The organism is Candidatus Delongbacteria bacterium (genome assembly GCA_020634015.1).
Lineage (GTDB): Bacteria > CAIWAD01 > CAIWAD01 > CAIWAD01 > CAIWAD01 > JACKCN01.
The window spans coordinates 1-24,553 of record JACKCN010000005.1 but is presented as its reverse complement, the minus strand read 5'-3'; the positions used below and the strand labels follow the sequence as shown (position 1 = coordinate 24,553).

Below are 24,553 nucleotides of genomic sequence, written 5' to 3'. Positions count from 1 at the left end.
ATTCCACCTTCCGCAAGGAGCCGCCCGGACTGTTCTCGATGCGATTGACAGCAGAATTCCCGCGATGCCTTCCTGTTCTCCACTCGGCGGACAAAGGAAAAACGGTAACGCACATCCAGCTCACGGCCCACAGCAAGCACCACTCCGCCCGGAGCGCGAGGCACCGGTCCGTCCATTCACGGAACCGGATTTCATGAAGCTGATTCGTTCGATTCTGGCTACCGACTGCGGCAGTACCACCACCAAATGCATCCTGATCGAGCGAATCGGCGACGGTTATCGCCAGACGATCCGTGGCGAAGCTCCCACCACCGTCGAAGCTCCGTTCGAAGATGTCACCATGGGCGTGATCAACGGCGCCATGGAAGTGGAAGAACTCTCCCACACCGACCTGCTGCTGTCCGATGGCACCGAGCGCAAGGCCACGCCCAACCGGCGGCTGCTGCGCAAGGTCACCCAGGAAGATGGCAGCCAGGGCTGGGAGATCATCGTGCCCCAGGAGGGCGACGATGGCGTGGATGCCTACATCTCCACCAGCTCCGCCGGCGGTGGCCTGCAGATGATCGTCGCCGGGCTCGTTCAGGGCATGAGCGGCGAATCGGCCCAGCGTGCCGCCCTGGGCGCCGGGGCCATCGTGCTGGACGTGCTGGCCGCCAATGATGGCCGACTCCCGCACCAGAAAATCGACCAGATCCGTCACCTTCGCCCGGACATGATCCTGCAGGCCGGCGGCACCGATGGCGGCAATGCCGCCCTGCCCCTGGAAATGGCCGAAATGATCTCGGCCGCCAAGCCCCAGCCCCGCCTCGGCATGGGCTTCAAGTTGCCCATCATCTACGCGGGCAACAACGACATCGCCGCCGAAGTCCAGGAAGCTCTGGGCTCGGTCAGCGAGCTGACCGTGGTCGAGAATCTGCGCCCCACCCTGGAACGCGAGAACCTGAACCCTGCCCGCGACCGGATCCATGACCTGTTCATGGAGCACGTCATGAAGCAGGCACCTGGCTACGACAAACTGATGGACATGTGCCGCGCGGGTGACGAGAACGGCCAGGTTCACCAGGTTCCCATCATGCCCACACCGGGCGCCGTGGGCCGCATCATCGAAACCATCGCGCGCATCAACGGAATCAACGTGGTGGGTGTGGACATCGGCGGCGCCACCACCGACGTCTTCAGCGTGTTCGGCGGTGTCTTCAACCGCACCGTCTCGGCCAATCTGGGCATGAGCTACAGCGTGTCCAATGTGCTCGTCGAGGCAGGCATCGCCAACGTGAAGCGCTGGGTCAGTCACGACATCGACGAGAACGACCTGCGCAATCGCATCGGCAACAAGATGATTCGCCCCACGACCATTCCCCAGACAATGGAGGAACTGGAAGTGGAGCAGGCCATCGCGCGCGAGGCGCTGCGCCTTTCCTTCATCCAGCACAAGAATTTCGCGGTGGAGCTGAAGGGTGTGCAACAGGAGCGCACCATTTCAGATGCCTTCGCCCAGGACGGCAGCCGTTCCCTGGTCAAGATGATGGCCCTGGACCTGCTGGTCGGCAGTGGCGGAGTGCTGTCACACGCACCCGAACGCGTGCAGACCGCCTGGATGCTCGTGGACTCATTCCTGCCGGAAGGCATCACGCGTCTGGCCGTGGACAGCATCTTCATGATGCCCCATCTGGGCGTGTTGTCAAGCCTGGACGAAGAGGCCGCGACCCAGGTTTTCGACAAGGACTGCATGATCTATCTGGGGACCTGCATCGCACCGGTGGGCAAGCTGCCCCGGCGCCCGGGCTCCTGCCTGAAGATCAGTGGCCAGTTGCCCAACGGCAGCCGGCTGGGCGAAGACATCGCCACCGATGAGCTACGGCTCTTCCCCCTGGCCCTTGGTGAAAGCTGCGAACTGCTGCTGCAGCCGGCCCGCGGCTTCGATCTTGGTGCGGGACCGGGCAAGAGCCTGACTCGCACGATCCACGGCGGAGTCGTGGGTCTGGTGGTGGACACGAGGGGCCGTCCCTTCACCTTCGGGGCCAATTCCCCCGGACGGCTGGAGCGACTGTCCCGCTGGAACCTGGTCAAGCAGGCGCATCAACTCGGGATGAGTGGGCGTCACTGAGATTTTTGATACCGAAGTCGTTGCTGGCCCGCATGAAATCGGTCCCGGCGGAGGTTGTTCTGGTTAAGAGGAAAGACGGAAGACATGAACATCTATGTGGGCAACCTGCCCTACGGAATCTCCGAGGACGAGCTGCGTGATGCATTCAGTGAGTACGGTGCGGTCACCCGCGCGTCCATCGTGATGGATCGCGAGACTGGCCGCTCCAAGGGCTTCGGCTTCGTGGAGATGAGCAACAAGGCCGAAGGCGAAGCCGCCATCAATGGCCTGAACGAAGCCTCCCTCAAGGGCCGCAACATCAAGGTGAACGAGGCTCGTCCCCGCACCGATCGTGGCCCCCGCGGCGGCGGCTACTGAGAATTGTCCTTTCGGTCATGAAGGCAGTCTCCCGTGTCACTCCGGTGATGCGGGAGCTGCTCTTCGACCGGAGGCACTGACTGGACGGATTGAATCTGACGTCGATTTGCCCGTGACCGGGATCGGGCCGGCGCCAGTGCTTTTGGTACATGAGGAAAGACACACGGATGAACATCTATGTGGGCAACCTGCCCTACGGAATCTCCGAAGACGAGCTGCGCGACGCGTTCGCCGAGTACGGTGAAGTGACCCGCGCCTCCATCATCATGGATCGCGAAACCGGCCGCTCCAAGGGCTTCGGCTTCGTGGAGATGAGCAACAAGGCTGAAGCGGACGCCGCGATCAACGCCCTGAATGAAACCGCCCTCAAGGGGCGCAACATCCGGGTCAACGAGGCCAAGCCCCGCACCGATCGCGGACCCCGCGGCGGTTACTGATCCCGAATCTGCATCCGTGTGGACGGACGCCAGGCGGCGTCCGTCCCGCGGTTTCAGGCGCATCGTACGGAGACCCTTGAGATGGCTACTTCCTTCACTCCAGGCCTGAGGGTCGCGGAGAGCGTGACGATTGTCAAAGAACGGAAACTGCCGCTGCGGGGAAACCTGGTGGTCAAGATCGGCGAGCGCGTGCGCTTTGACCAGATCGTGGCCCGCACCGAACTGCCGGGTGCCGTCTACCCTGTCCAGGTGGCGCACACCCTCGGCATCGAGGCCTCCGAACTGTCCACGGCCATGTCCAAGAAGGAAAAGGACCGGGTCAAGCAGGGCGAGATCATCGCTGGCACCAGCAGCTTCTTCGGCATCTTCAAGAACGAATGCCACAGCCCCATCGAGGGTTTCGTGGAGTCCGTGTCCTTCCGCACCGGACAGGTGAATCTCCAGAAAGACCCCGTTCCCGTTGAAATCAACGCCTTCATGGACGGGGAAGTCATCGCTCTGCACGAGGGTGAGGGTGTCACGGTCAGTACCCGTGGGGCCTACATCCAGGGCATCTTCGGCATTGGCGGCGAAGCCTTCGGCCCCCTGTGTGTCGTCAGCCCGGATGCGAATCACGAGCTGGGCGCCGGAGACATCACGCCCGAGCTGGCCGGCAAGATCATCGTGGGCGGATCCGGTATCACGCGGGAAGCCTTCTTCAAGGCACGCGACCTGGGCGTACGCGCCGTGATCGTGGGTGCCTTTGACAACGGACACATCCGTGAAATCCTGGGATATGAACTGGGGGTTGCCATCACGGGCAGTGAGTCGATCGGCATTTCCCTGATTCTCACCGAAGGTTTCGGCCGCATTCCCATCACGGCCCGCACCTGGAATCTGCTGAAGAAACTCGAGGGGCAACACGCCTCGGTGAATGGTGCCACCCAGATCCGGGCCGGCGTGATCCGCCCCGAAATCGTGGTCCCCAGCCTCGACGGGGAACTGGTTGAAGAGAAGATCGCCACGGGCGAACTCAGCGTGGGCAGCGAGGTCCGCATCATCCGTGTGCCCTGGTTCGGGGCGACCGGTGTCGTGTCGGCCCTGCCTCCCGAGCCGCGAGTGATCGAGAGCGGGGCCAAGGTGCGTGTGCTGGAAGTGGAACTTCTCAGCGGCGAGCGCGTCACATTACCCCGTGCGAACATCGAACTTATTCAGAAGTAAGCCACAGAGCACCCGCCTGATGGCCGAACCATACACAGGGAGGCCTTGATGATCCACCGTTTTCTCTTCTCCGCCTGCCTTGCGCTGGCCTGCAGTGGGTCGCTGCTGGCCCAGGACATGAAAGAACTTCCGATCAACCGGCTGATCGACAACCCCACCGCCGGCATCCTCGAGAAGGGCACCTTCGATTTCTCGATGACCCTCTACAAGCAGGGCGGTGTGCTCGTGGGCTTCAATGTGGGCCTGCTGGATCGCCTGAACATGGGCGCGTCCTTCGGCGGCACCAAGATCATCTCCGACAGCACGCCCGACTGGAACCAGCGCCCCGAGCTGGCACTCAAGTATCGCCTGGTCGACGAGACCCATGCCTGGCCGGCCATCGCCCTGGGCTACGATGGCCAGGGTCACGGGGTCTGGATTTCCGAGGATGCGGAAACCGGCTACAACACGGACCTGCAAGGTGCCAGCAAGAGCCGCGAGCGTTACCAGATCAAGGCCAAGGGCTTCTACGGTACCGCGGGCAAGAACTACGTGGTGAGCGGCTTCGGCAAGATGGGCGTGCATGTGGGCGCCAACGTCAATCCCATCGAGGACAAGGACGACCGCGGCCTGAACTTCTGGCTGGGGCTGGACAAGGAAATCAATGACGAACTGAGCGCCGTGGCCGAGTACGATTTTGCCCTGGACGACGTGCATACCGGGCTTTCCCGCAGCAAGGGCTTCATGAACCTGGGCGCCCGCTGGACCTTTGCCGAACGCCTCTCGCTGGAAGTGGACTTCAAGGACATCTTCAAGAACCACAAGGGCGTTTATGCCGGCGAGGACAACAGCATCAACCGCGAGATCAAGATCACCTACATGGAATCCTTCTGATCCGCGCCTTCAGGATGATACTTTCAGCCCGCGGCCGATCGGTCGCGGGCTTTTTCTTTGCGATTGGCGGAACACAAACTCAAGGGCAGGGCTAGCAGCACCACAGGAAACCATGGACAAGACCTTGCTCCCATTCCGGGCCATCCGCCCCGTCATCGGGTGGAGAACCCTCAGAAACCTTTGCGCGCTGCTCGGCATCTGCCTGGCTGCCAGTGGCTGCTATACCCTCGTGGCCCATCCGGAAATCAGTGACAACTACCGCCTGCAATCGCCTTCCCGCAACGAGAACTGCCTTGCATGCCATCAGCAGTCCGGATTCCAGGGAAACATCTGGGGCCTGGCCCCGCAGAGCGCCGCCGTACGCGAAGGTGGTTACACCTGGTTCCGGGATTATCCCTGGTGGTGGGCCGAATCCGCCACGATCTCCCGGGTCATCGGGGACAGCAGTTCGGTCGCCGCGCCGGTGGTCATGCCCGACGACAGCCGGATGTCCGGAGTCTTCACCCGATTCCGTCAGGCCATGCAGAACACAACCGCGGACACCACCGGCAGCCCACAGCCCGGCGTCGCGAAGGACGAGAAAAAAGATCCTCCCCCCGAATTCCGGAGACGCCGTCGATGACGCACACCCAATACGGTCTGGTCGCGATTCTGTTGGCCACGGCCGCCATTCCTCAGGCCCGTTCCGCTGCCGAAGTGGACCTGTTCAGCATGACTCCTGTGTATCCCGGCGCCCGGGCGGCCGGAATGGGAGGAGCCTATGAAGCGGTTTCCGAAGACTGGACCGCCTCTTTCTGGAACCCAGCCGGGCTGGCCCGCCTGCGACGGGTCGAGTTCTCGGGCAGCTTCAGCATGGCCAACCGGGAGAACAGCGTGGCCATCAGCAGCGACGGTCGCCCCTCCGATCGGCGCAACAGCTATGCGGCTCTGGATCACATCGGTTACGCCATGCCGGTGCCCACCTATCGGGGCAGCCTGGTCTGGGGTGCCGGATATGCCCGCCTGCAGGACTTCCGCCTGCCCTGGTCCCTGCGGGAAGGAGACACCCGCATCGACGTGGAGGAGAAGGGTCATGCGGGCGCGCTCTCGTTCTCGGTAGCCAGCCAGCTCGGCCAGAAGCTGCTGGGCGGTGCATCGCTGATGCTGGTATCCGGACACGACGAGTACCTCTTCCGTGCGACAACGGGCGGCAGCGAAGAACGAGACTACTCCGAAACGGATCTTTCGGGCTGGGCAATCAAGTTCGGTGGGCTGTATCACCCTCTCCGCCAGCTCTGGCTTGGCGCCAGCCTGCGCACGCCCATGTTGCTGGCCGTGGACAACCAGGGTTACGACTATCGCTTCACCCTGCCTGCGGAAATGTCCCTGAGTGCCGCCTGGCAGGAGTATGGCTGGCTGGTCAATGGTTCGCTTCATCTGAGTGACTGGTCCCAGGCCTCATACGACGACATCGCGAACGGTGGAGATCTGGAACTGAACCGGGAGGTGTCACAGGGCTACCAGCAGACCATGCGACTCGCCCTGGGTGGCGAGTATACGGTGCCCGGCACCGACCTTCGCCTCAGGGCCGGGGCCTGGACCCGCGGCCTGGCCCAGAACGACCAGCGCCTCACGGAACGCCTGGAATCCGGGGACGTGCACTACTGGAACTACAGGGACGAGACGCGTCTCACGGGCATGTCACTGGGGCTGGGCATTCTGTTTGACGAGTTGATTTCCGCCGACCTCGCCTGGCAACAGGAACGGGGCAAACTGTCCTGGCTGGACCAGGCCGCGCCGGACGCCCCCGAGCTTCGCATCTCCGAAGAACAGCGCAGCAACCGGCTGACCCTCTCGCTGACCATCCGGATGTGAGACGCAAACAGAACGGGCCCCGATCCGTCGGGGCCCGTTCCGCATACTCGATCTCATGTGTAGCTGGTCAGTTGATCGATTGGATCTTGCCCGCGCGGTACTCCACCAGGAAGACCTTGTCCATGCCCTGGTTGTCGCCGGGTCCGAAGTTCAGCGTGATGCCCCCCAGATTGAACTCCCTGGTGGCATAGACGCTCTTGAGCAGGGCATCGCGCGTGGGTTCGCCCACAACATTCTGCAGCGCGAGGCAGAACAGCTTGGCGGACATGTATCCTTCAAGGGTGATGAATTCCGCATCGTCCAGCTTGCCCACCTTCTTCATCTCGGTGAGAAACTCCTTCACGATCGGCAAGCGGGCGTCCCACGGGAAGGGAACGACCTGTGAGACGATGACACCTTCCTGCTGCTCGCCCAGTTCTTCCTGCAGGGCCTTGGTTCCCACGAAACTGATGTTGCAGAACGTGGCGGTCTTCAGTCCGGGAGTCTGGAGGGCCGCCTTGATGAAGGTGGCGCAAGGTTTGTAGGTGCCAACCAGGATCACCGCATCGGGGGCTGAACCCGAGATGGCATTCAATCCGCCGGCGATGTCCACCGTATTGCGCTGGTAGGTGCCTTTGGCCACAAGGGTTTTCGACCGAGCCGAGAGCGCGCGTTCGATGCCCGACAGACCCGCCTTGCCATACCCATCGTCCTGATAGAAACAGGCGATCTTGTTGAAGCCCTTCTTGTCCACCAGGTACTCCGCGAGCCGCTCCATTTCCTGTGCATAACTGCCGCGGAAGTTGATCACGAAGTTCTTGTCGCCTTCCCGCAGGAAACCGGCGCCCGTGAACGGGGTGAAGAATGGAACATGGTCCACGGCGGCCAGCGGGACGGCGGCCTGGGAGGTGGGTGTGCCCACTTCGCCGATCAGGGCGAAAACCTGGCGATCGTTGATCAGGGCGCGGGTATTGTCCTCGGCCTTGCCGGGCTCGTAGCCATCATCCAGGCTGACCAGCTTGATCTGGCGGCCATTGACCCCGCCTTCGGCATTGATCTTGTTGAAGTAGGTCTCCAGACCCAGTTTCATTCCCTGACCCAGCGCCGCCGATGGCCCGGTCAGCGCACAGGATTGCCCCAGCAGGACCTTGTCGGCAGTGACTCCCGGTTCGGCCATCACCTGCCCGATCAGGACAAGCACGGCAGGCAGCAGTTTCCAGACATTCATGACAGCGCCCCTCACTTGTTGGACTGGTTCGTCCAGCCCTCTGGAAGCTGCTATCGGCAAGCCGGGTGCGACTTTCACTCCGTCTGCGCCAGCATCAGCAGAAACTGTGATGGCCATCATGCCACCAGCTTGCGCGCGGTCATTCTGCTTCAGTCACGCCAGTTGACGCGGGCCGGGAAGGACTCGCCTTCGCTGGAGGCGATCACGGCAGCACCGCAGGAGTCGGACCAGACATTGACCGCGGTGCGGCACATGTCCAGAACCCGGTCCAGCACGATCACCAGGGCGATGCCCGATTCGGGCAAGCCAACGGCCGCCAGCACGATGGGAATCAGGGCAATGGACGCCATTGGAATGCCGGCGACGGCAATCGATGTCATCAGACAGGTGAACACCAGAATCACCTGCTGTCCCATACCCAGCTCCAGCCCGTAATACTGGGCCACGAACAGGGCCACTCCACATTCATACAGGGCCGTGCCATCCATGTTGATCGTGGCTCCCAGAGGAATCACGAACGAGGAAATCCGGTTGCTGATGCCTGCCCGCTCCTCGGCGCAACTGATGGTCACAGGCAGGGTGGCATTGGAAGAGCTGGTGGAGAATGCCATCAGCAGAGAAGGTCCCATGGCGGTTCCGAACCGCCAGGGACGGATGCCGCCCACCATGCGCAGCAGCAGCGGCAGGACGAAAAGTGAGTGCACACTCATGGCCAGCAGCACCGTGATGAAGTACTTCACCAGACCGGCGAACAGTCCCAGACCCAGGTTGGCCACCGCGCCACCAACCAGACAGAAGATCCCGATCGGGGCCACCAGAATCACCCAGTGGGTGATTCCCAGCATGATGTCCAGCAGGGTGCGGAACAGATCACCGACTCGCTGACGCCCGGCAGCGGGCAACTGGCTGGCCGAGATCCCGAACAGCAGCGCGAAGAAGATCACCGCGAGAGTATCCGTGCGAGCCATGGCGTCCACGATGTTGGTGGGCACCATGCGCAACAGGATCGCGGGCACGGTCGCATCGGTTGCGGGTGTGATCTCGGGCAGCACCGTGCTCGCGGGCGCGGCCCCGATTCCCGGATCCAGCAGATTGAAGACCAGCAGAGCGGCGAGAATGGCCAAGGTGGTGGTCGTCAGATACCAGACCATGGTCTTCAATCCCAGACGCCCCAGACCTCCAGTCTCTCCGGCACCCACGACTCCCACGATCAGCGAGGAGAAGATCAGGGGCACGATGACCATTTTCAGCAGCCGGATGAACAATTGCCCGCCCCATGTGAAGAACGGAAGCAGCGGATCACCCAGCAGGGCTCCCGCCAGCACGGCCAGCAGGATGGCGAGCGCGATGGCCAGTGTCTGGTTGCGGTGTGTCATGCCTTGGTCCTCTCGGTTGACGGCGGGGTGCCGCCCGGCAAGATGAAGCACGGAATCGGGAAGGACAATGCCGGAGAGAGACACGGGACGATCCGGAGGGAACGTCCCGTGTCATGGGTGGATCTTCTGGGATCAGGCGTCGCCGTCTTCGTCGTCAAGGGGCATTCTCAAGGATTCCTTGAGCAGCTTGCCCGGGCGGAAGTGGGTCTTGCGCCGGGGCGGCACGTAGACGATCTCGTTGGTCTTGGGATTGCGCGCCTTGGGTTTCGCCTTGGTACGCTTCACCTCGAACACGCCGAAGTCCCGGACTTCGATGCGGCACTCGGGACCGGCCCCCGACATGATCTCCCGCAAAACTGTAAACAGGGCGTCCACGGTTCGGGCAGTTTCCGGTTGCTTGAGCCCGGTCCTCTCCATCGTCAGTTCGACGATGTCTTTCTTGATGAAAGTTCTCATCACCAAAACCCCTGTTGTCCGATTGCCTGAATATCACTGAGCTTATCGGCAGAAGTCAATGTAAATCAAGGAATTGGTCAGATCAAGCTGAAACTGGGCGCCTCAGCTTCACAGCCGGGAGCCGTTGGATCCAACTGGTACGCAATGGCATGGGAGCCCGGAGGAGCCGTCGCAGGACTGCGCGATGATCGAACCATGACTGACGCATGAGCAACAAAAACAAGCAGGGAACGGCACGGCTAATCGGATATATCCATCGTCGCGCATGAAAGCGTTTTAATCGTGTATAACTTCCGGGTTGGTGTGATCCGGACTGGATTTTTTCCCCTGTTGGGCGGTCTACGAAAAACAAGCCCAAGATCCAATGCTCAAATTGTACTCCAGGTCAGAAAAATTCAGCTTCTTCCCTAGTATCTGTAATCATTGAACTTCGATTGGCAAATGACATTTTCTCGAAACTTGGACGCGTGTCCGGCCAATCCTCCTTGCCTCGGTCAGGGTGCTGCGGTATATTCTCGCCCACTCGCCAGAATGGTGCTGATTACCTCGTTTATAATCTGTGGATAACTCTCGTGCAACCTGTCTTTCAAGAGTCAGACTCTCCCCTTTCGGCAAAAATTGCCTGGGAACGGTTCGTGGAACAGGCCCATCGTCTGGACTCCTCCGGCAAGCTGAAGGAGATCTGGCTGTCCAAGCTGGTGCCCATCGGCCTGGAAGAAGGTCGCTTGATCCTGAGGGCTCCCGCCACCTTTTTCGCCGAGTACTTCATTTCCAAACACCGCACCGTGATCGACCGCGCCCTCTGGGATGTTCTGGGCGAAGGGTCCGTGCTGGACATCGTGCGTGATGTCCCGGAAGCCGAGTCCCGGCCCGAAAAGCTGATCCTGGACAGTGCTCCCCAGTCGCCGCTTCACCCCCAGCAGCGCAACAACCTGAACCCGAAGTATCGCTTCGACAACTACATCGAGGGCGACAGCAACCGCTTTGCCCTGGCCGCGGCCCGGTCGATTGCCGAATCGCCGCTGACCACGCCCTTCAACCCCTACTTCGTCTACGGAGGAAGCGGGTACGGCAAGACCCATCTGATCCAGGCGATCGGGGACTACTGCATTCGTCAGGGCACTCTCAGCCGGGTGATCTACATCACCAGCGAGCAGTTCATCAACCAGTTCATCGAGTCCATCAAGCACAAGCGCACCACGGACTTCGCCCAGAACTTCCGCAATGTGGACATGCTGATTCTGGATGACATCCAGTTCATCATGGGCAAGGAACGCACCCAGACCGAGTTCTTCCACACCTTCAACAGTCTGTATCAGGCAGGCAAGAAGATCATCCTGTCATCCGACCGCCCACCCAAGGACCTGGAAGACCTGGACGAGCGGCTCACGAGCCGTTTCGCCTCGGGTCTGGTCACGGAGCTGACCCTGCCCGACTACGAAACACGCGTGGCCATTCTGACCAAGCGCGCCGACGAGCAGCGTGTGCACCTGGCCGGCGACGTGGTGGATTACATCGCCAGCCACATCACCACCAACGTGCGTGACCTGGAAGGCGCCCTGATCCAGCTCATCGCGCAGAGCAGCCTGCTGAACCACCAGGTCAGCATGGAACTGGTCAAGAAGGTCGTCAGGGGCATCGCACCGCGCCGACGCTACCAGGTAAGCCTGGAGACCATCGCCGAGAAGACGGCCGCGTACTATGGCATGCCGCTGCCCGATCTGAAGGATCGCAGCCGCAAGAAGGAAATCGCCAGCGCCCGCCAGGTGGCGATGTACATCTGCCACAAGCTCACCCGTCACTCGCTGCGCAACATCGCTCTGCACTTCGGTCGACGCGACCACAGCACCGTGATCCATGCGGTGAAGACGGTAGAAGATTCCATGAACCGTGACAACTCATTCCGGGTGGATGTGGAACAGATCCTCCACCAGATCGATCTGACCCAGTAGAAGGTGGTGAGTCTCTCGTGACACGCCCATGCTCCCGGGATTTTCCGGCGTTGCCAGCTCTTTCTGACCCCGATTTCGACTCCAATGGAGACCTGCGCCCGATCAAGTTGTCCACACACGCATGTGGACAACCCGGGCATGGTGGTCGACGCCCGCGCACAACTGGGCGACAAGCTGCCAACACTCACCGGTTCGTTGTGGAAGCGGGCCCTCTTTCGTACTTTTTCGCCTCATCCTTCCACAATGCCCGGCACTCCGGTTTTGCACCTAAAGTGCTGTTCTGAAAGGGTTTGAAAATCGCGGCCGGGAGTTTGTCCACATATCCACGGCTCTACGATTACGACTGAATTGATATTTGAAGAACACCATCCTGCTTAAGGACCTGCCATGAGATTCACCGTCCCCCAAAAGGACTTTCTGGCATGCATTCAGAAGCTCTTCGCCGTGGTCCCCAACAAGACCACCCACCCGATTCTCAACAGCATCCTCTTTCGCCTGTCGGGCAATGAGCTGGAGCTGACCGCCACGGATCTGGAGATCTCGATTTCCTCCACGCTCAGCGTCGGGGGAGAGAAGGACGGTGAACTGGCCATCCCCGCCAAGCGCCTGCTGGACATCGTCCGCGAGCTGGACGACAGCATCCTCAGCCTGGCCTCCGACAAGAACAACCAGGTCGAGCTGCGCAGCGGCGCCAGCCATTTCCACCTGCCTTCCGAAAGCCCCGAGAGCTTCCCGGTGCTGCCCGAGATCGCCGTCCAGTCCGAAATCGAAATGGCTGGCGAGCGCCTCAAGGACCACATCGAGCGCCTGGGCTTCGCGGTCTCCGCCGACGAGCTGCGCCCCGTGCTCACGGGCGTTCTGTTCGAATTCCAGGCCGAGTCGCTGAATCTGGTAGCCACCGACGGGCATCGCCTGGTGCGCATCCGTGACACAACCTATTCCGGCCAGGGAGCCATCGGTTCCGTGGTGGTGCCCGTGAAGGCACTGAATCTGGTGGCCCGCAGCATCACCAGCAACGACGAGGTGCTGCTCTTCGGCATGGCACGCAACCATCTGGCCTTTCGGCTGAAGGACAGCGTGATCTATTCCCGGCTGATCGAGGGCAACTATCCCGCCTACGAAGGCGTGATTCCCCAGGACAATTCCAACATCCTGCAGGCCAACCGCGCCGCCGTGTCACGCATGATCAAGCAGGTGGCCCACTGCGCCAACAGCATCACCCGGCAGATCACCCTGGGCCTCAGCGAGAACCGCCTGGTGGCCAGTGCCGAGGACAACGAAGTCGGCAGCCGCGCCCACACCGAACTGGACGTGGACTACAACGGCGACGCCCTCGAGATCGCCTTCAACGCCACCTACCTGGAACAGCTGCTGAAACACGTGCCCACCGAGGATGTGGTCATCAAGTTCGGCACCCAGGACAAGGCCGCGCTGGTGCTGCCCGAACTGAATCGTGAGAACGAGGATTACCTGATGCTGCTGATGCCGGTCCGGCTGATGCGCTAGCCAGACGGCGGACGGGTGAAACTTCGGCGCATTGCCGTGCGCTGCTTCCGCAACATCGAGGAAGCGGCGCTCGAATTCGAACAGCCGCGCATCGTGATCCTTGGGGCCAACGGGCAGGGCAAGACCAATCTGCTCGAGTCGGTCCATCTGCTTTGCATCACCCGCAGCTTCCGCCGGAACCGCAACGACCAGCTGGTCATGGACGGTCAATCGCAGTTTTCACTCTCAGCAAGTTTCGACAGTGACCTTCGCGGACGTCGTTCCGCCACGGCGAGTGGCGGCCGAGGCGGTCTGGAATTCGGGCTGGATGGCGATCCGGTTCGCGGCCGGGCCCAGCTCTTCGGCCAGTTTCCCCTGGTGCTGCTGTCTCCCGAGAAGGTGGTCATCAGCCAGGGTGGGCCGGAACAGCGCAGACGGTTTCTGGATCAGTTGATCTGCTTTGGCAGCGTGACGTATCTGGACAGCCTGCAACGCTTTCAGCGGGCCCTGCGTCAGCGCAACGCCCTGCTGCTCAATCGGGTCCGGTCCGCGGATGCGGCGGGCCTGGATGCCTGGGAAAACGAGCTGGCCCTGCGCGCCGTGGAGATCACGGACAGGCGCCGCCAGTTTCTGGAAGACTGGGTGCCCCTGTTCCGCAGCATCTACCGCGAGGAATTCGGACAGGGTCTCGAGGTGGACCTGCGCTATCGGTCCGGTCTGGGTGAGCATCAGGATGTAGCGGCCCTGCGCCGCGAATTCCAGAGTCGGCGCGAGCGCGACCGGGCCCGTGGCGGCACCACCCTGGGACCCCACCGGGACGAACTGGACTTCCGGCTGGATGGCCGCAGCCTGCGCGACTTCGGCAGCCAGGGGCAGCACAAACTGTTCATGCTGGGCCTGGTCCTGGCGGAAACGCGCATCCTGGAACAGATCACGGGAGAACGGCCCCTGCTGTTGCTGGATGACCTGTTCGGGGTGCTCGACGACGAGCGTATCGCATTGATCGGAGAAAGGGTGGGAACCCACCTGCAGATGCTGATCACCACCACCAGTACACGTCACCTGGATGTCCTGGGTCGCCGGGACAGCCAGGTTTTCCTGTGTGAACACGGCACGTACAGGGAGTTGGCCAATGGCTGATCAACCTGATGGACGATGGGGCGAAGCGGCACGCCCGCGGCGCCACCGGCGCGATCTGGATCACGTGGAACGCAAACCCCAGGCCCTCGATTCGGTGCTGGGTGGCCTGTTCGACCGCCACACGCGCAAGCGGCTCGAAGATGCCCTGCTGCTCAAGCGCTGGCCCGAATTGGTGGGCGACGACATCGCACGCAATACCGAGGCCCTGCGCATCGAGGGCGGGGTCCTGCTGCTGCGGGTCAGTCACCCGGTGTGGCGCAGCGAACTGGCGGGACTCAAGGCGGAGCTGATCGACAAGCTCAACACGGCCGCCGGGCGCGAGGCCGTGCGGGACATACATTTCAGATAGGACTGCGGATGAGCAAGCAATCGACCTACGGCGCCAGTTCAATCACCGTACTCAAGGGCCTGGAAGCGGTGCGCAAGCGCCCGGCCATGTACATTGGCGACATCACCTCGCGCGGCCTGCATCACCTGGTGCAGGAAGTGGTGGACAACTCCATCGACGAGGCGATGGCCGGTCATTGTGACCAGATCGACATCACCCTGCACATCGACGGCAGTGTGTCCGTGGCGGACAACGGCCGCGGCATTCCCGTGGACATGCACGCCACCGAGGGCAAGAGTGCCCTGGAAGTGGTGATGACCGTGCTGCATGCGGGCGGCAAGTTCGACAAGGACAGCTACAAGGTGTCCGGCGGTCTGCATGGTGTGGGTGTGAGCGTGGTCAACGCCCTGTCCGAATGGCAGCGCGTGACCGTGCACCTCAATGGCAAGATGCACCAGCAGAGTTACCACCGCGGTGTGCCCGATGGACCGGTGACCATGGTGGGCGACACGCGCAAGCGTGGCACCACGGTCACCTTCCTGCCCGACGAGCAGATCTTCCAGGAAACCGTGTTCTCCTTTGACGTGCTGGCCCTGCGCCTGCGCGAACTGGCCTTCCTGAACAAGGGCCTCAAGATCACCATGACCGACGAGCGCGGCGAGGAGAAGCGCAAGGAAGAGTTCCTGGCCAAGGGCGGCCTGGTCAGTTTCGTCGAATTCCTGGACAAGTCGCGCACCAGTCTCTTTCCCCGCCCGATCTACATCGAGGGCGAGAAGGACGGCATCCCGGTGGAAGTGGCGCTGGTGTACAACAGCTCCTACAACGAAACCGTGCTCACCTTCACCAACAACATCAACACCATCGAGGGCGGCACGCACCTCACGGGTCTGCGCAGCGGATTGACCCGCACGCTGAACAAGTACTTCGGCGAGAACCCCAGCTACCGCAAGGAGAAGTTCACCCTCAGCGGCAACGACGTGCGCGAGGGACTGACCTGCGTGGTCAGCGTGAAGGTGCAGGAACCCCAGTTCGAGGGCCAGACCAAGACCAAGCTGGGCAACAGCGAGGTCAAGAGCGCCGTCGAAATCCTGGTCTACGAGAAGCTGTGTGACTACTTCGAGCAGAATCCGCGGCTGATCAAGGCGATTCTGGACAAGTGCGTGTCCACCCATCGCGCCCACGACGCCGCCCGCAAGGCACGCGATCTGGTGCGCCGCAAGAGCGCGCTCGAATCGGGCAGCCTGCCGGGCAAGCTGGCCGACTGCAGCCTCAAGGACCCCAGCCACTGCGAAATCTACCTGGTGGAGGGTGACAGCGCCGGCGGCAGTGCCAAGATGGGGCGCGACCGGCGTTTCCAGGCGATCCTGCCCCTGCGCGGCAAGATCCTCAACGTGGAAAAGGCACGCGTGGACAAGATCCTGGCCAACGAGGAAATCAAGACCATGGTCCAGGCCCTGGGCACGGGCCTGTCCACCGAAGATTTCGAGATGGAACGTCTGCGGTATCACAAGATCATCATCATGACTGACGCGGACGTGGACGGCAGCCACATCAGGACTCTTCTGCTGACATTCTTCTACCGCAACATGAACGAGCTGATCCGGCAGGGTTTCGTCTACATCGCCCAGCCCCCGCTCTACAAGCTGGGCAGCGGCAAGAACGAAACCTATGTGGCCTCCGAGGAGGAGCTGAAGCAACTCCACATGGAAAACAGTTTCAAGAAGGCCCGGGTGCTGATCGGTGGCAAGCCCAGCAGCCGGACCGAGGCCGTGCGCCTGCTGGACCTGAGTCACAAGCTGGAGCAGGCGCTGGACCGCTTCTTCCGTGAGGTGCGCACCTTCCGGATGATCGAGAACTTCCTGCCCTCGCTGTTCGACATGGACCTGGCCCGCGATTACCTGGCCTTCTCGGCCCAGCATGCCCACTCGATGAATCTGAGCGACAGCTTCGGTGAGGATGGTTTCCAGCCCGAGGTGCAGACGGGCGACCACGAGCGGCGCCTCTGCACGCACCTGGGGATCGACCTGGCCGAGCTGCGTTCCTGCAATGTCCACGAGTTCCACGAGCTGGTGCAGATCTGCGACCGCATCAACCAGTTGCTCAAGGGCAAACACCTGGGCATCGGGGTGGGTGACAAGAAGGAAGACTCCGAAGAACTGACCGTCGAGAACCCGCGGGAGTTCTACAACCAGTTCATGGAATACGGACGCAAGGGCAGCAACCTCCAGCGCTACAAGGGTCTGGGCGAGATGAACCCGGAGCAGCTCTGGGCCACCACCATGGATCCGGAGAAGCGCTCGCTGGTGCGGGTGACCCTGGGCGACGCGATGGCCGCCGATGAAATGTTCACCGTCCTGATGGGCGACGAAGTGGAGCCCCGCCGGCGTTTCATCGAGACCAACGCCAAGTATGTGAAGAACCTGGACGTCTAGTTCGTTGGGCCCAACTTGTGGATAACTCGTGGGGCAAGAGCGAACAACCTGCTTGTCAAGTCCCCGGCAGGAAAAATTGCCGCAGACGGGATTGTCAAGCGCAGTAAAACCAGTCTATTGGGAAACGGCATCTGACAGCAGGCTGATTCAGGCCTTGAGTTGGAACGCCATAGCGGTCTGTGGATAAGTCCTTTCTCCCGGACCCAGGAATGAGGAAAGCATGATCGGCGACGGACAGAAGATCTTCGATCGCAGCATCGAAGAGGAGATGAAAACCTCCTACCTGGACTATTCCATGTCGGTAATCGTCCAGCGAGCCTTGCCCGATGTGCGCGACGGCCTGAAGCCCGTGCACCGGCGCATCCTCTTCGGGATGAGCGAACTGGGCATGGCCAGCAACAAGCCCTACAAGAAAAGCGCGCGCATCGTGGGCGAGGTGATGGGCAAGTTCCATCCCCACGGCGACGGGGCGATCTATGACTCGGTGGTGCGCATGGTGCAGGACTTCAGCCTGCGCTATCCGCTGATCGACGGGCAGGGCAACTTCGGGTCGATCGACGGCGACGGCGCCGCCGCCATGCGATACACCGAGGTGCGCTTCCAGAAGACCGCCGAGGAGATCCTTCAGGACATCGACCGGGAAACCGTCGATTTCATTCCCAACTACGACGACAGCCTGCAGGAGCCCACGGTGCTTCCCGCGCGGCTGCCCAATCTGCTGGTCAACGGCAGCACGGGCATCGCGGTGGGCATGGCCACCAACTTTCCGCCCCACAACCTCACCGAGGTCAGTCTGGGCATCAAGGCGCTGCTGGACAACCCGGCGATCACGATTGACGAGCTGATGCAGTACGTCAAGGGTCCCGACTTCCCGACGGGCGCCTACATCTATGGGCGTGACGGCATCCGCAGCGCGTATCACACGGGCCGCGGGCGCGTGCTGGTACGGGCCCGCGCGTCCATCGAGACCGGCCGCGGCAACAAGGACAGCATCATCGTCAGCGAGATTCCCTACCAGGTGAACAAGACACGCCTGATCGAGAAGATCGTGGAACTGGTGCGTGACAAGAAGATCAGCGGCATCTCCGACATCCGCGACGAGAGCGATCGCGACGGCATGCGCCTGGTCATCGAACTCAAGCGTGATGCGGTCGGCAAGGTGGTGCTGAACCAGCTCTACAAACACACCCAGATGCAGACCACCTTTGGCGTGATCATGCTGGCGCTGGTCAAGGGCCAGCCCCGTGTGTTGACTCTGAAGCAGGTGATGGAGCAGTTCATCCTGCACCGCCTGGAAGTGATCGTGCGCCGGACACGCTTCGAGCTGAACAAGGCCGAAGCCCGTGCGCACATTCTGGAAGGCCTGCAGATCGCGCTGGATCACATCGACGAAGTGGTGCGCCTGATCCGGGCCAGCAAGACTCCCGAGGAAGCCCGCAACGGATTGATGGAGCGCTTCGGTCTCAGCGAGATCCAGGCCCGCGCGATTCTGGACATGCGTCTGCAGCGTCTCACGGGGCTCGAACGCGACAAGCTGGTGCAGGAGCTCAAGGCTCTGCGCGAGCTGATCGTGGAGCTGAAGTCGATTCTGGCCGACGAGACCCGTCAGCGCGCCATCATCAAGGAAGAGCTCGACGAGCTGGTGGAGCGTTATGGCGATGCACGCCGCACCGAGATCCTGGCGTCTGCCGAAGAGTTCACCATAGAGGACATGATCGCCGAAGAGGATGTGGTGGTCACCATTTCCAAGGACGGCTTCATCAAGCGCTTCCCGGTGAATGGTTTCCGCAAGCAGAACCGGGGCGGCCGCGGCAGCACGGGCGCCGGTACGCGCGAATTGGACTACATCGAGCACATGTTCATCGCCTCGACCCACAATTACATGCTCTTCTTCACCGAGAACGGGCAGTGTTACTGGCTCAAGGTGCACGAGATTCCCACCGCGGGCAAGGCCAGCAAGGGCCGGGCGATCGTCAACCTGCTGGAGAAGCCCAAGGACGAGCAGATCGCCGCGGTGATCAACGTCAAGAAGTTCGACGAGAACCAGTATGTGATGATGTGCACCGAGAAGGGCATCGTCAAGAAGACCTCGCTCGAGTCCTACAGCCGGCCGCGTCGTGCGGGCATCCGAGCGATCAACATCAACGACGACGACCGCCTGATCGACAGCAAGATCACCTCGGGCGATCACGAAGTGGTGCTGGGCACCAACGAGGGCAAGGCGATCCGCTTCCACGAGAAGGAGATCCGCCCCATGGGCCGCACGGCCGCCGGTGTCAAGGGCGTCAGCCTGGACGAAGGCGTGAAGGTGGTGGACATGGTGGTGACCTCGAACAAGGAAGCCCAGATTCTGGTGGTGACCGAGACCGGCATGGGCAAGCGCAGCGCGCTCTCCGATTACCGGGTGACCAAACGAGGCGGCAAGGGCGTGATGACCCTGAAGGTCTCGACGCGGACCGGGCCGCTGGTGGCGATGAAGGAAGTCACCGACGAGCACGACCTGGTCATCATCAGCGAGCAGGGCGTGCTGATCCGCCAGTCCTGCAGCCAGATCCGCGTGATCGGTCGCGCCACCCAGGGTGTGCGCCTGATCCGTCTGGACGAGGGCGACCGCATCGCCAGTGTCGACCGGGTGATTCCCGAAGACGAGGAACTGGATGTGGACGCTCTCGACGAGAGCGCGGACGGTGCCCCGGATGGCGCGGATGAGTCCCCCGATGAGGGCGACGACGAGTAGATTCCTGAATCAGGGCGACCCACGAGGGTCGCCCTGATTGCTCCTGGGCAGTCAAGCCGTGTCCGCCAGAGTCTTCTCGAGTGTCTGTGCGGTCTCAGACCATCGGAGTATCTGGGCGAAAAGGCCGCCCGCGGCCGGCGTGAGGCCTTCGAGGCGGTACAGACCAAGGTCGCGGAATCCGGGCCCGACCCGGGGCGATGAACGATCCGTGGACGGAGCTCCCTGCCCGGTTTGGCACACGCTGCTTTTGCCCTGTGGACAGAATTCCATACCATTGGGCTTCCCCTGCGAGCGACATCCTGTAACCCGGGATTCCCATGAAAGCCATTGTCATTCCTAGCCATGGCGGCGCCGAGGTCCTCGAACTCCGTGATCTTCCTGTTCCCCAGCCGGGAATCGGCGAGGTACGCCTGCGCATTCGCGCCGCGGCACTCAACCACCTGGATCTCTGGGTGCGTCGGGGCCACCCCGGCCTGAAGATTCCATTGCCCTTCATTCCCGGAAGCGACATGGCTGGCCAGATTCAAACTCTGGGTGCCGGGGTCGAAGGCTGGGCACTGGGTGACGAGGTGGTCGTGTTCCCTGCCACCTTCTGCGGCGCCTGCGAGCCCTGCCGCGCCGGCCGGCAGAACCTCTGTCGCCAGTTCAGGATCTTCGGCGAGAACCGCCCCGGCGGCATGGCCGAGGAGGTGGTCGTGCCCGCGGCCTGCCTCTTTCCCAAGCCCTCCAGTCTGTCCTGGGAAGAGGCGGCGGCCTTTCCGCTTTCCTGGCTCACCAGCTGGCACATGCTGAATGACAAGGTGAGCCACCGACCCGGCGACTGGGTGCTGATTCAGGCCGCCGCATCCGGGACGGGCATCGCGGCTCTGCAGATCGCGCGCCTGCATGGCCTGCGCGTGATCGCCGTTGCCGGTGGAGCCGAGAAGTGCGCACGCCTGCTTGAGATGGGGGCCGACGCGGTCGTGGATCACACACGCGACGACTTGCGCGCCACGGTCAAGTCGCTCACGGGCGGGGCCGGGGTTGCGGTGGTCGTGGACCATGTGGGCGCCGACACCTTTGCCGCATCTCTGGGCGCACTGGCGCGCGGAGGCAGTTACGTGACCTGCGGAGGCAGTTCCGGCCCGATGCTCCAGTTCGATGTGCGCCACCTGTTCATCAAGCACCAGCGCCTCATCGGCAGCACCATGGGCACCCTGGACAATTTCTCGCGGATCATGTTCCACGTGGAGCGCGGCGAACTGCGCCCCGTGATCCATCGGGCCTTTGCACCGGAAGCCATCGCCGACGCTCACCTCGAACTGGAAGAGCGCCGCGTGGTGGGCAAGGTCGTCATCACATTCCAATCCGGGAATCATCCATGAACAAGGCGACACGCTGCATCCACGGCATCAGCAAGCAGACCGGGCGTGGTCTGGTCAATCCGATCCAGCCTTCCACGGCCTACCGCTACCTCGACGACGATCAGTTGATGTACCCGCGCTATTTCAACACGGACGACCAACGCAGCGTGATCGGGCGGCTGGCTGCCCTGGAAGGAGCCGAGGACGGCCTGCTGTTCTCATCGGGCATGGCCGCGATCACCACCTGTCTGCTGGCCCTGCTCGACCCCGGGGATGGTGTGGTGATCCAGGAAGGAGTATACGGCGGCACCAGCGGATTCGGCCAGGGAGAACTGGCGCGTCTCGGGATGCAGGTGCGATTCTGTCCGGGCACGCCCGCGGACGTCGAGCGCGCCCTGGATGTGAACACGCGCGTGTTGATGGTGGAGTCGCCCACAAATCCCCGTCTGGACGTGGTGGACCTGCGCGCCATCGCGACTCTTGCCCGGTCACGGGGCGTCCTGGCGGTCATTGACAATACCTTCGCCACCCCCGTGAACCAGAACCCGCTCGAGCTGGGTTTCGATCTGGTGATCCACAGCGGTACCAAGTATCTGGGTGGACACAGCGACCTGAGTTGCGGGGTGGTATTGGGCGATTCCCAGCTGATCGCTCGTGTCATGGGCAAGGCACGCAACTACGGCGGCAACCTCAATGCGCTGGATTGCCATCTGCTGGAACGCAGTCTGAAGACTCTCTTCGTGCGGGTCGAGGCCCAGAATCGCACGGCCGGAGTACTGGCTGCCTTTCTGGCGGACCATCGGGCCATCAAGGCCGTGCATTATCCGGGTCTTGAGAGTCATCCGGGCCACGCTCTTGCGCGCGGCCAGATGTCGGGATTCGGGGGAATGCTCTCCTTCGAACTGGAGAACAGGCGCGATCCGATGGCTTTCATGCGGTCGCTGCGCCTGATCGTGCCCGCACTCAGTCTGGGCGGGGTGGATACCACCATCTGCCAGCCCGCGGCCACCTCCCACAAGGGACTGGACCCCGCCGAGCGCCGTCGCCTGGGTATCGGTGACGGGCTGTTGCGTCTGTCCGTGGGCCTGGAACACGAAGACGACCTGATCCACGACCTGCTTGAGGCTCTGGGCCAATGAGCAACATCCCCAACCGGGATATCCTTGACGCCGCCGAGCAGACCCTGGCCAACGCACCCCGTCTGAACCCCTTCCGCACCCTGCTGCGTTTTCTGGGCCCGGGATTCCTGGTCACGGTGGGATTCATCGATCCGGGCAACTGGGCCACCAACATCGAGGGCGGCTCGCGCTTCGGGTATTCGCTGCTCTGGGTGATCACGCTCAGCACGGCCATGCTGATCGTGATCCAGCACATGGCGGCCAAGCTGGGCATCGCCACCGGCAAATCGCTGGCGGCCAACATCCGTGAGCACTTTCCCCGGCCCGTGGCGAATTTCCTGGGCGTGACCGTGGTGCTGGCCTGCATGGCCACCGACGTGGCGGAACTGCTGGGCGGCGCGATCGGCTTCTACCTGCTGCTGGGCATGCCGCTCTGGATGGGCGCGCTGCTCACCGTCTTCCTCGAGATCTTTCTGGTGGTCAGCCAGCGCTACCTGCGGCTGGAAGCGATCATCATGGGCTTTCTGGGCATCATCAGCCTGTGTTACCTGATCGAGATCTGGCTGGTGGACCCCAACTGGGCCGAGCTGCTGCCGGCCGTGGTGATTCCGCGTCTCGACAGCGAAAGCATCTACGTGGCCATGGCCATGCTGGGCGCGGTGGTGATGCCACACAACATCTTCCTGCATTCCAACGTGATCCACAGCCGCGCCTGGGGAGTCACCCCGGTGGAGAAGCAGTCGCTGCTGCATTTCGAGAAGCTGGACACCTCCATCGCCATGCTGCTGGGCTGGGTCGTCAACTCAGCGATGATCATCGTGGCCGCGGCGGTCTTCGCCGGCAACGGGGTGGTGGTCAGCAGCATCGAACAGGCTTCCGAGACCCTGCGCCCGCTGGCCGGGCACATGGCCGAACTGCTCTTCGCCATTGCCCTGGTCTTTGCCGGAGTGGGGTCCAGTGTCACATCCTCGCTGGCCGAGGCCAATGTGATCACCGGATTCCTGGGGCGCCCCGAGGATCCGCGCACTCTTCTCTACCGGGTGGCGGTCTTCGTCACGGCGGTGCCGTCCTTCCTGATCATCCTGATGAATGCCGACACCTTCAAGATCCTGATCTTCAGCCAGGTCGTGCTCAGCATGCAGCTTCCCTTCACCCTGATTCCCCTGCTGCTGCTCTGTCGGCGCGAGGGCGTGATGGGCGTGTTCCGCAGCGGAACCGCCGAGTTCACCGCGGCGGTGGTCATCGCCGGCATCGTGATCGCGCTCAATCTGTACCTGTTGTATTCCACCCTGTTCGGAGGAGCCTGAGATGCAGGTCTACACCCGGATCCTGGTCGCCATCGACTGTTCACCCGTGGACGAGGCGATCGTCTCCCATGTCTCGGTTCTGGCTCAACAGAACAAGGCGGAGGTGGTGTTGCTGCATGTGATCCACGCCCACACCCTGGATCAGGATCGCGCCCTGCGCACCAAGGCCCGCAAGACCCTTGCCGGATACAAGGAGCGCCTGCAAGGCGAAAGCGTGAAGACCACGGTGCTGCTGCGCAACGGCGAGCCCGACCGCGAGATCCTCAAGGAGCTGGAAGACCCGCGTTACGACCTGATGGCCATGGCGACCCACGGCCACACCTTCATTGGCGACCTGCTCTTCGGCAGTGTGTCGCGCACGCTCAAGCACCGGATCAACATTCCCCTGCTGCTGCTCAAGCCCGATCGCAAACAACTGCCGGCCAACGAGACCCAGGACCTGCGCGATGCGTGAGTCGGGGGACGCAGCACACGCCACCGACACAAAAGAAAACACCCACGCATTGCGTGGGTGTTCTGTTGTCGTCCGATGTCTCGGGGTGTCCGGCTCAGCGGACCTCCGGGCCCGTGTTCACTTCGTGGGCTGATAGACGATCTCGGCTGCCCGTTCGTTGATGATGGTGGGGTGCGCGGCCTTCGCCCTGGCCAGAAACTCGGCTTCCAGCGCGTCGCGTTTTTCCCGTTCCATGGCATACCGAATCTTTGTCGAGGCTTCGTCCAGGCGCATGCGGCGGCTGGGCAGTTTCTCGAGCAGCTTGATCACGCTCCACTTGTTGCCCAGCGCGATCGGGTCGCTGATCTCGCCCACTTCCATGGTGAAGGCTTTCTCGCCCATGGCGTCGTA

The 24,553-nt window shown here is 62.3% G+C and carries 21 protein-coding genes; 17 read left to right on the top strand and 4 right to left on the bottom strand.

Annotated elements, in window-relative coordinates; genetic code table 11:
* Positions 1-193 precede the first annotated feature (193 nt).
* The 7 genes from H6678_10460 to H6678_10430 all read left to right on the top strand — a co-directional run bounded on the left by H6678_10460 (position 194) and on the right by H6678_10430 (position 6,828).
* Positions 194-2,107, top strand: coding sequence for a glutamate mutase L (locus H6678_10460; GenBank protein MCB9474221.1), 1,914 nt, complete (start codon positions 194-196; stop codon positions 2,105-2,107).
* Positions 2,108-2,191: 84 nt separating this feature from the next.
* The gene (locus tag H6678_10455) at positions 2,192-2,464 is read left to right on the top strand and encodes an RNA-binding protein (protein ID MCB9474220.1); all 273 of its coding nucleotides are present in this window, start codon (positions 2,192-2,194) and stop codon (positions 2,462-2,464) included.
* A 167-nt stretch (positions 2,465-2,631) separates the two neighbouring features.
* Positions 2,632-2,901 (top strand): RNA-binding protein, encoded by a 270-nt coding sequence (locus H6678_10450; protein ID MCB9474219.1) that lies wholly within the window; start codon positions 2,632-2,634, stop codon positions 2,899-2,901.
* Positions 2,902-3,024: 123 nt separating this feature from the next.
* A complete protein-coding gene (locus H6678_10445) occupies positions 3,025-4,101 on the top strand; it encodes a hypothetical protein (protein MCB9474218.1) in 1,077 nt (358 codons plus the stop codon).
* 48 nt (positions 4,102-4,149) lie between these two features.
* Positions 4,150-4,974: a YjbH domain-containing protein gene (locus H6678_10440; protein ID MCB9474217.1), complete on the top strand. Its 825-nt coding sequence runs from the start codon at positions 4,150-4,152 to the stop codon at positions 4,972-4,974.
* Between the two features lie 112 nt (positions 4,975-5,086).
* Complete coding sequence (locus H6678_10435; protein ID MCB9474216.1) at positions 5,087-5,596, top strand: hypothetical protein; 510 nt, start codon at positions 5,087-5,089, stop codon at positions 5,594-5,596.
* On the top strand, positions 5,593-6,828 hold the full coding sequence (locus H6678_10430) for a hypothetical protein (GenBank protein ID MCB9474215.1): 1,236 nt from the start codon (positions 5,593-5,595) through the stop codon (positions 6,826-6,828). The genes H6678_10435 and H6678_10430 overlap by 4 nt, the downstream gene beginning before the upstream one ends.
* 67 nt (positions 6,829-6,895) lie before the next feature.
* Here H6678_10430 and H6678_10425 read toward each other — a convergent pair whose 3' ends face one another.
* The 3 genes from H6678_10425 to H6678_10415 form a co-directional block, all read right to left on the bottom strand.
* The gene (locus H6678_10425; GenBank protein ID MCB9474214.1) at positions 6,896-8,035 is read right to left on the bottom strand and encodes an ABC transporter substrate-binding protein; all 1,140 of its coding nucleotides are present in this window, start codon (positions 8,033-8,035) and stop codon (positions 6,896-6,898) included.
* Between the two features lie 149 nt (positions 8,036-8,184).
* The gene (locus tag H6678_10420; GenBank protein MCB9474213.1) at positions 8,185-9,411 is read right to left on the bottom strand and encodes a dicarboxylate/amino acid:cation symporter; all 1,227 of its coding nucleotides are present in this window, start codon (positions 9,409-9,411) and stop codon (positions 8,185-8,187) included.
* Positions 9,412-9,543: 132 nt separating this feature from the next.
* Complete coding sequence (locus H6678_10415) at positions 9,544-9,867, bottom strand: HU family DNA-binding protein (GenBank protein ID MCB9474212.1); 324 nt, start codon at positions 9,865-9,867, stop codon at positions 9,544-9,546.
* A gap of 635 nt (positions 9,868-10,502) precedes the next feature.
* On the opposite strand from H6678_10415, the gene dnaA reads away from it, so the two are divergent.
* The 10 genes from dnaA (at position 10,503) to H6678_10365 (ending at position 24,163) form a co-directional block, all read left to right on the top strand.
* Positions 10,503-11,819, top strand: a complete 1,317-nt coding sequence (dnaA, locus tag H6678_10410; GenBank protein ID MCB9474211.1) for a chromosomal replication initiator protein DnaA — start codon at positions 10,503-10,505, stop codon at positions 11,817-11,819.
* Between the two features lie 387 nt (positions 11,820-12,206).
* A complete protein-coding gene (dnaN, locus tag H6678_10405; protein ID MCB9474210.1) occupies positions 12,207-13,325 on the top strand; it encodes a DNA polymerase III subunit beta in 1,119 nt (372 codons plus the stop codon).
* A 15-nt stretch (positions 13,326-13,340) separates the two neighbouring features.
* Positions 13,341-14,444, top strand: coding sequence for a DNA replication/repair protein RecF (locus tag H6678_10400; GenBank protein MCB9474209.1), 1,104 nt, complete (start codon positions 13,341-13,343; stop codon positions 14,442-14,444).
* The gene (locus H6678_10395; GenBank protein ID MCB9474208.1) at positions 14,437-14,793 is read left to right on the top strand and encodes a DUF721 domain-containing protein; all 357 of its coding nucleotides are present in this window, start codon (positions 14,437-14,439) and stop codon (positions 14,791-14,793) included. The genes H6678_10400 and H6678_10395 overlap by 8 nt, the downstream gene beginning before the upstream one ends.
* A gap of 8 nt (positions 14,794-14,801) precedes the next feature.
* Entirely contained in the window at positions 14,802-17,204 is a 2,403-nt protein-coding gene (gyrB, locus tag H6678_10390) for a DNA topoisomerase (ATP-hydrolyzing) subunit B (GenBank protein ID MCB9474207.1), read from the top strand.
* A gap of 220 nt (positions 17,205-17,424) precedes the next feature.
* Positions 17,425-19,941, top strand: coding sequence for a DNA gyrase subunit A (gyrA, locus tag H6678_10385; protein MCB9474206.1), 2,517 nt, complete (start codon positions 17,425-17,427; stop codon positions 19,939-19,941).
* Between the two features lie 317 nt (positions 19,942-20,258).
* Entirely contained in the window at positions 20,259-21,305 is a 1,047-nt protein-coding gene (locus tag H6678_10380; GenBank protein MCB9474205.1) for a zinc-binding dehydrogenase, read from the top strand.
* On the top strand, positions 21,302-22,423 hold the full coding sequence (locus H6678_10375; GenBank protein ID MCB9474204.1) for a PLP-dependent transferase: 1,122 nt from the start codon (positions 21,302-21,304) through the stop codon (positions 22,421-22,423). Before H6678_10380 ends, H6678_10375 begins: the two co-directional genes overlap by 4 nt.
* On the top strand, positions 22,420-23,709 hold the full coding sequence (locus H6678_10370; protein ID MCB9474203.1) for an Nramp family divalent metal transporter: 1,290 nt from the start codon (positions 22,420-22,422) through the stop codon (positions 23,707-23,709). Before H6678_10375 ends, H6678_10370 begins: the two co-directional genes overlap by 4 nt.
* Position 23,710: 1 nt before the next feature.
* Entirely contained in the window at positions 23,711-24,163 is a 453-nt protein-coding gene (locus tag H6678_10365; protein ID MCB9474202.1) for a universal stress protein, read from the top strand.
* 117 nt (positions 24,164-24,280) lie between these two features.
* On the opposite strand, the gene H6678_10360 is transcribed toward H6678_10365, so the two are convergent.
* Positions 24,281-24,553 (bottom strand): peptidyl-prolyl cis-trans isomerase (locus H6678_10360; protein MCB9474201.1); only part of this gene is annotated, 273 nt, incomplete at its 5' end.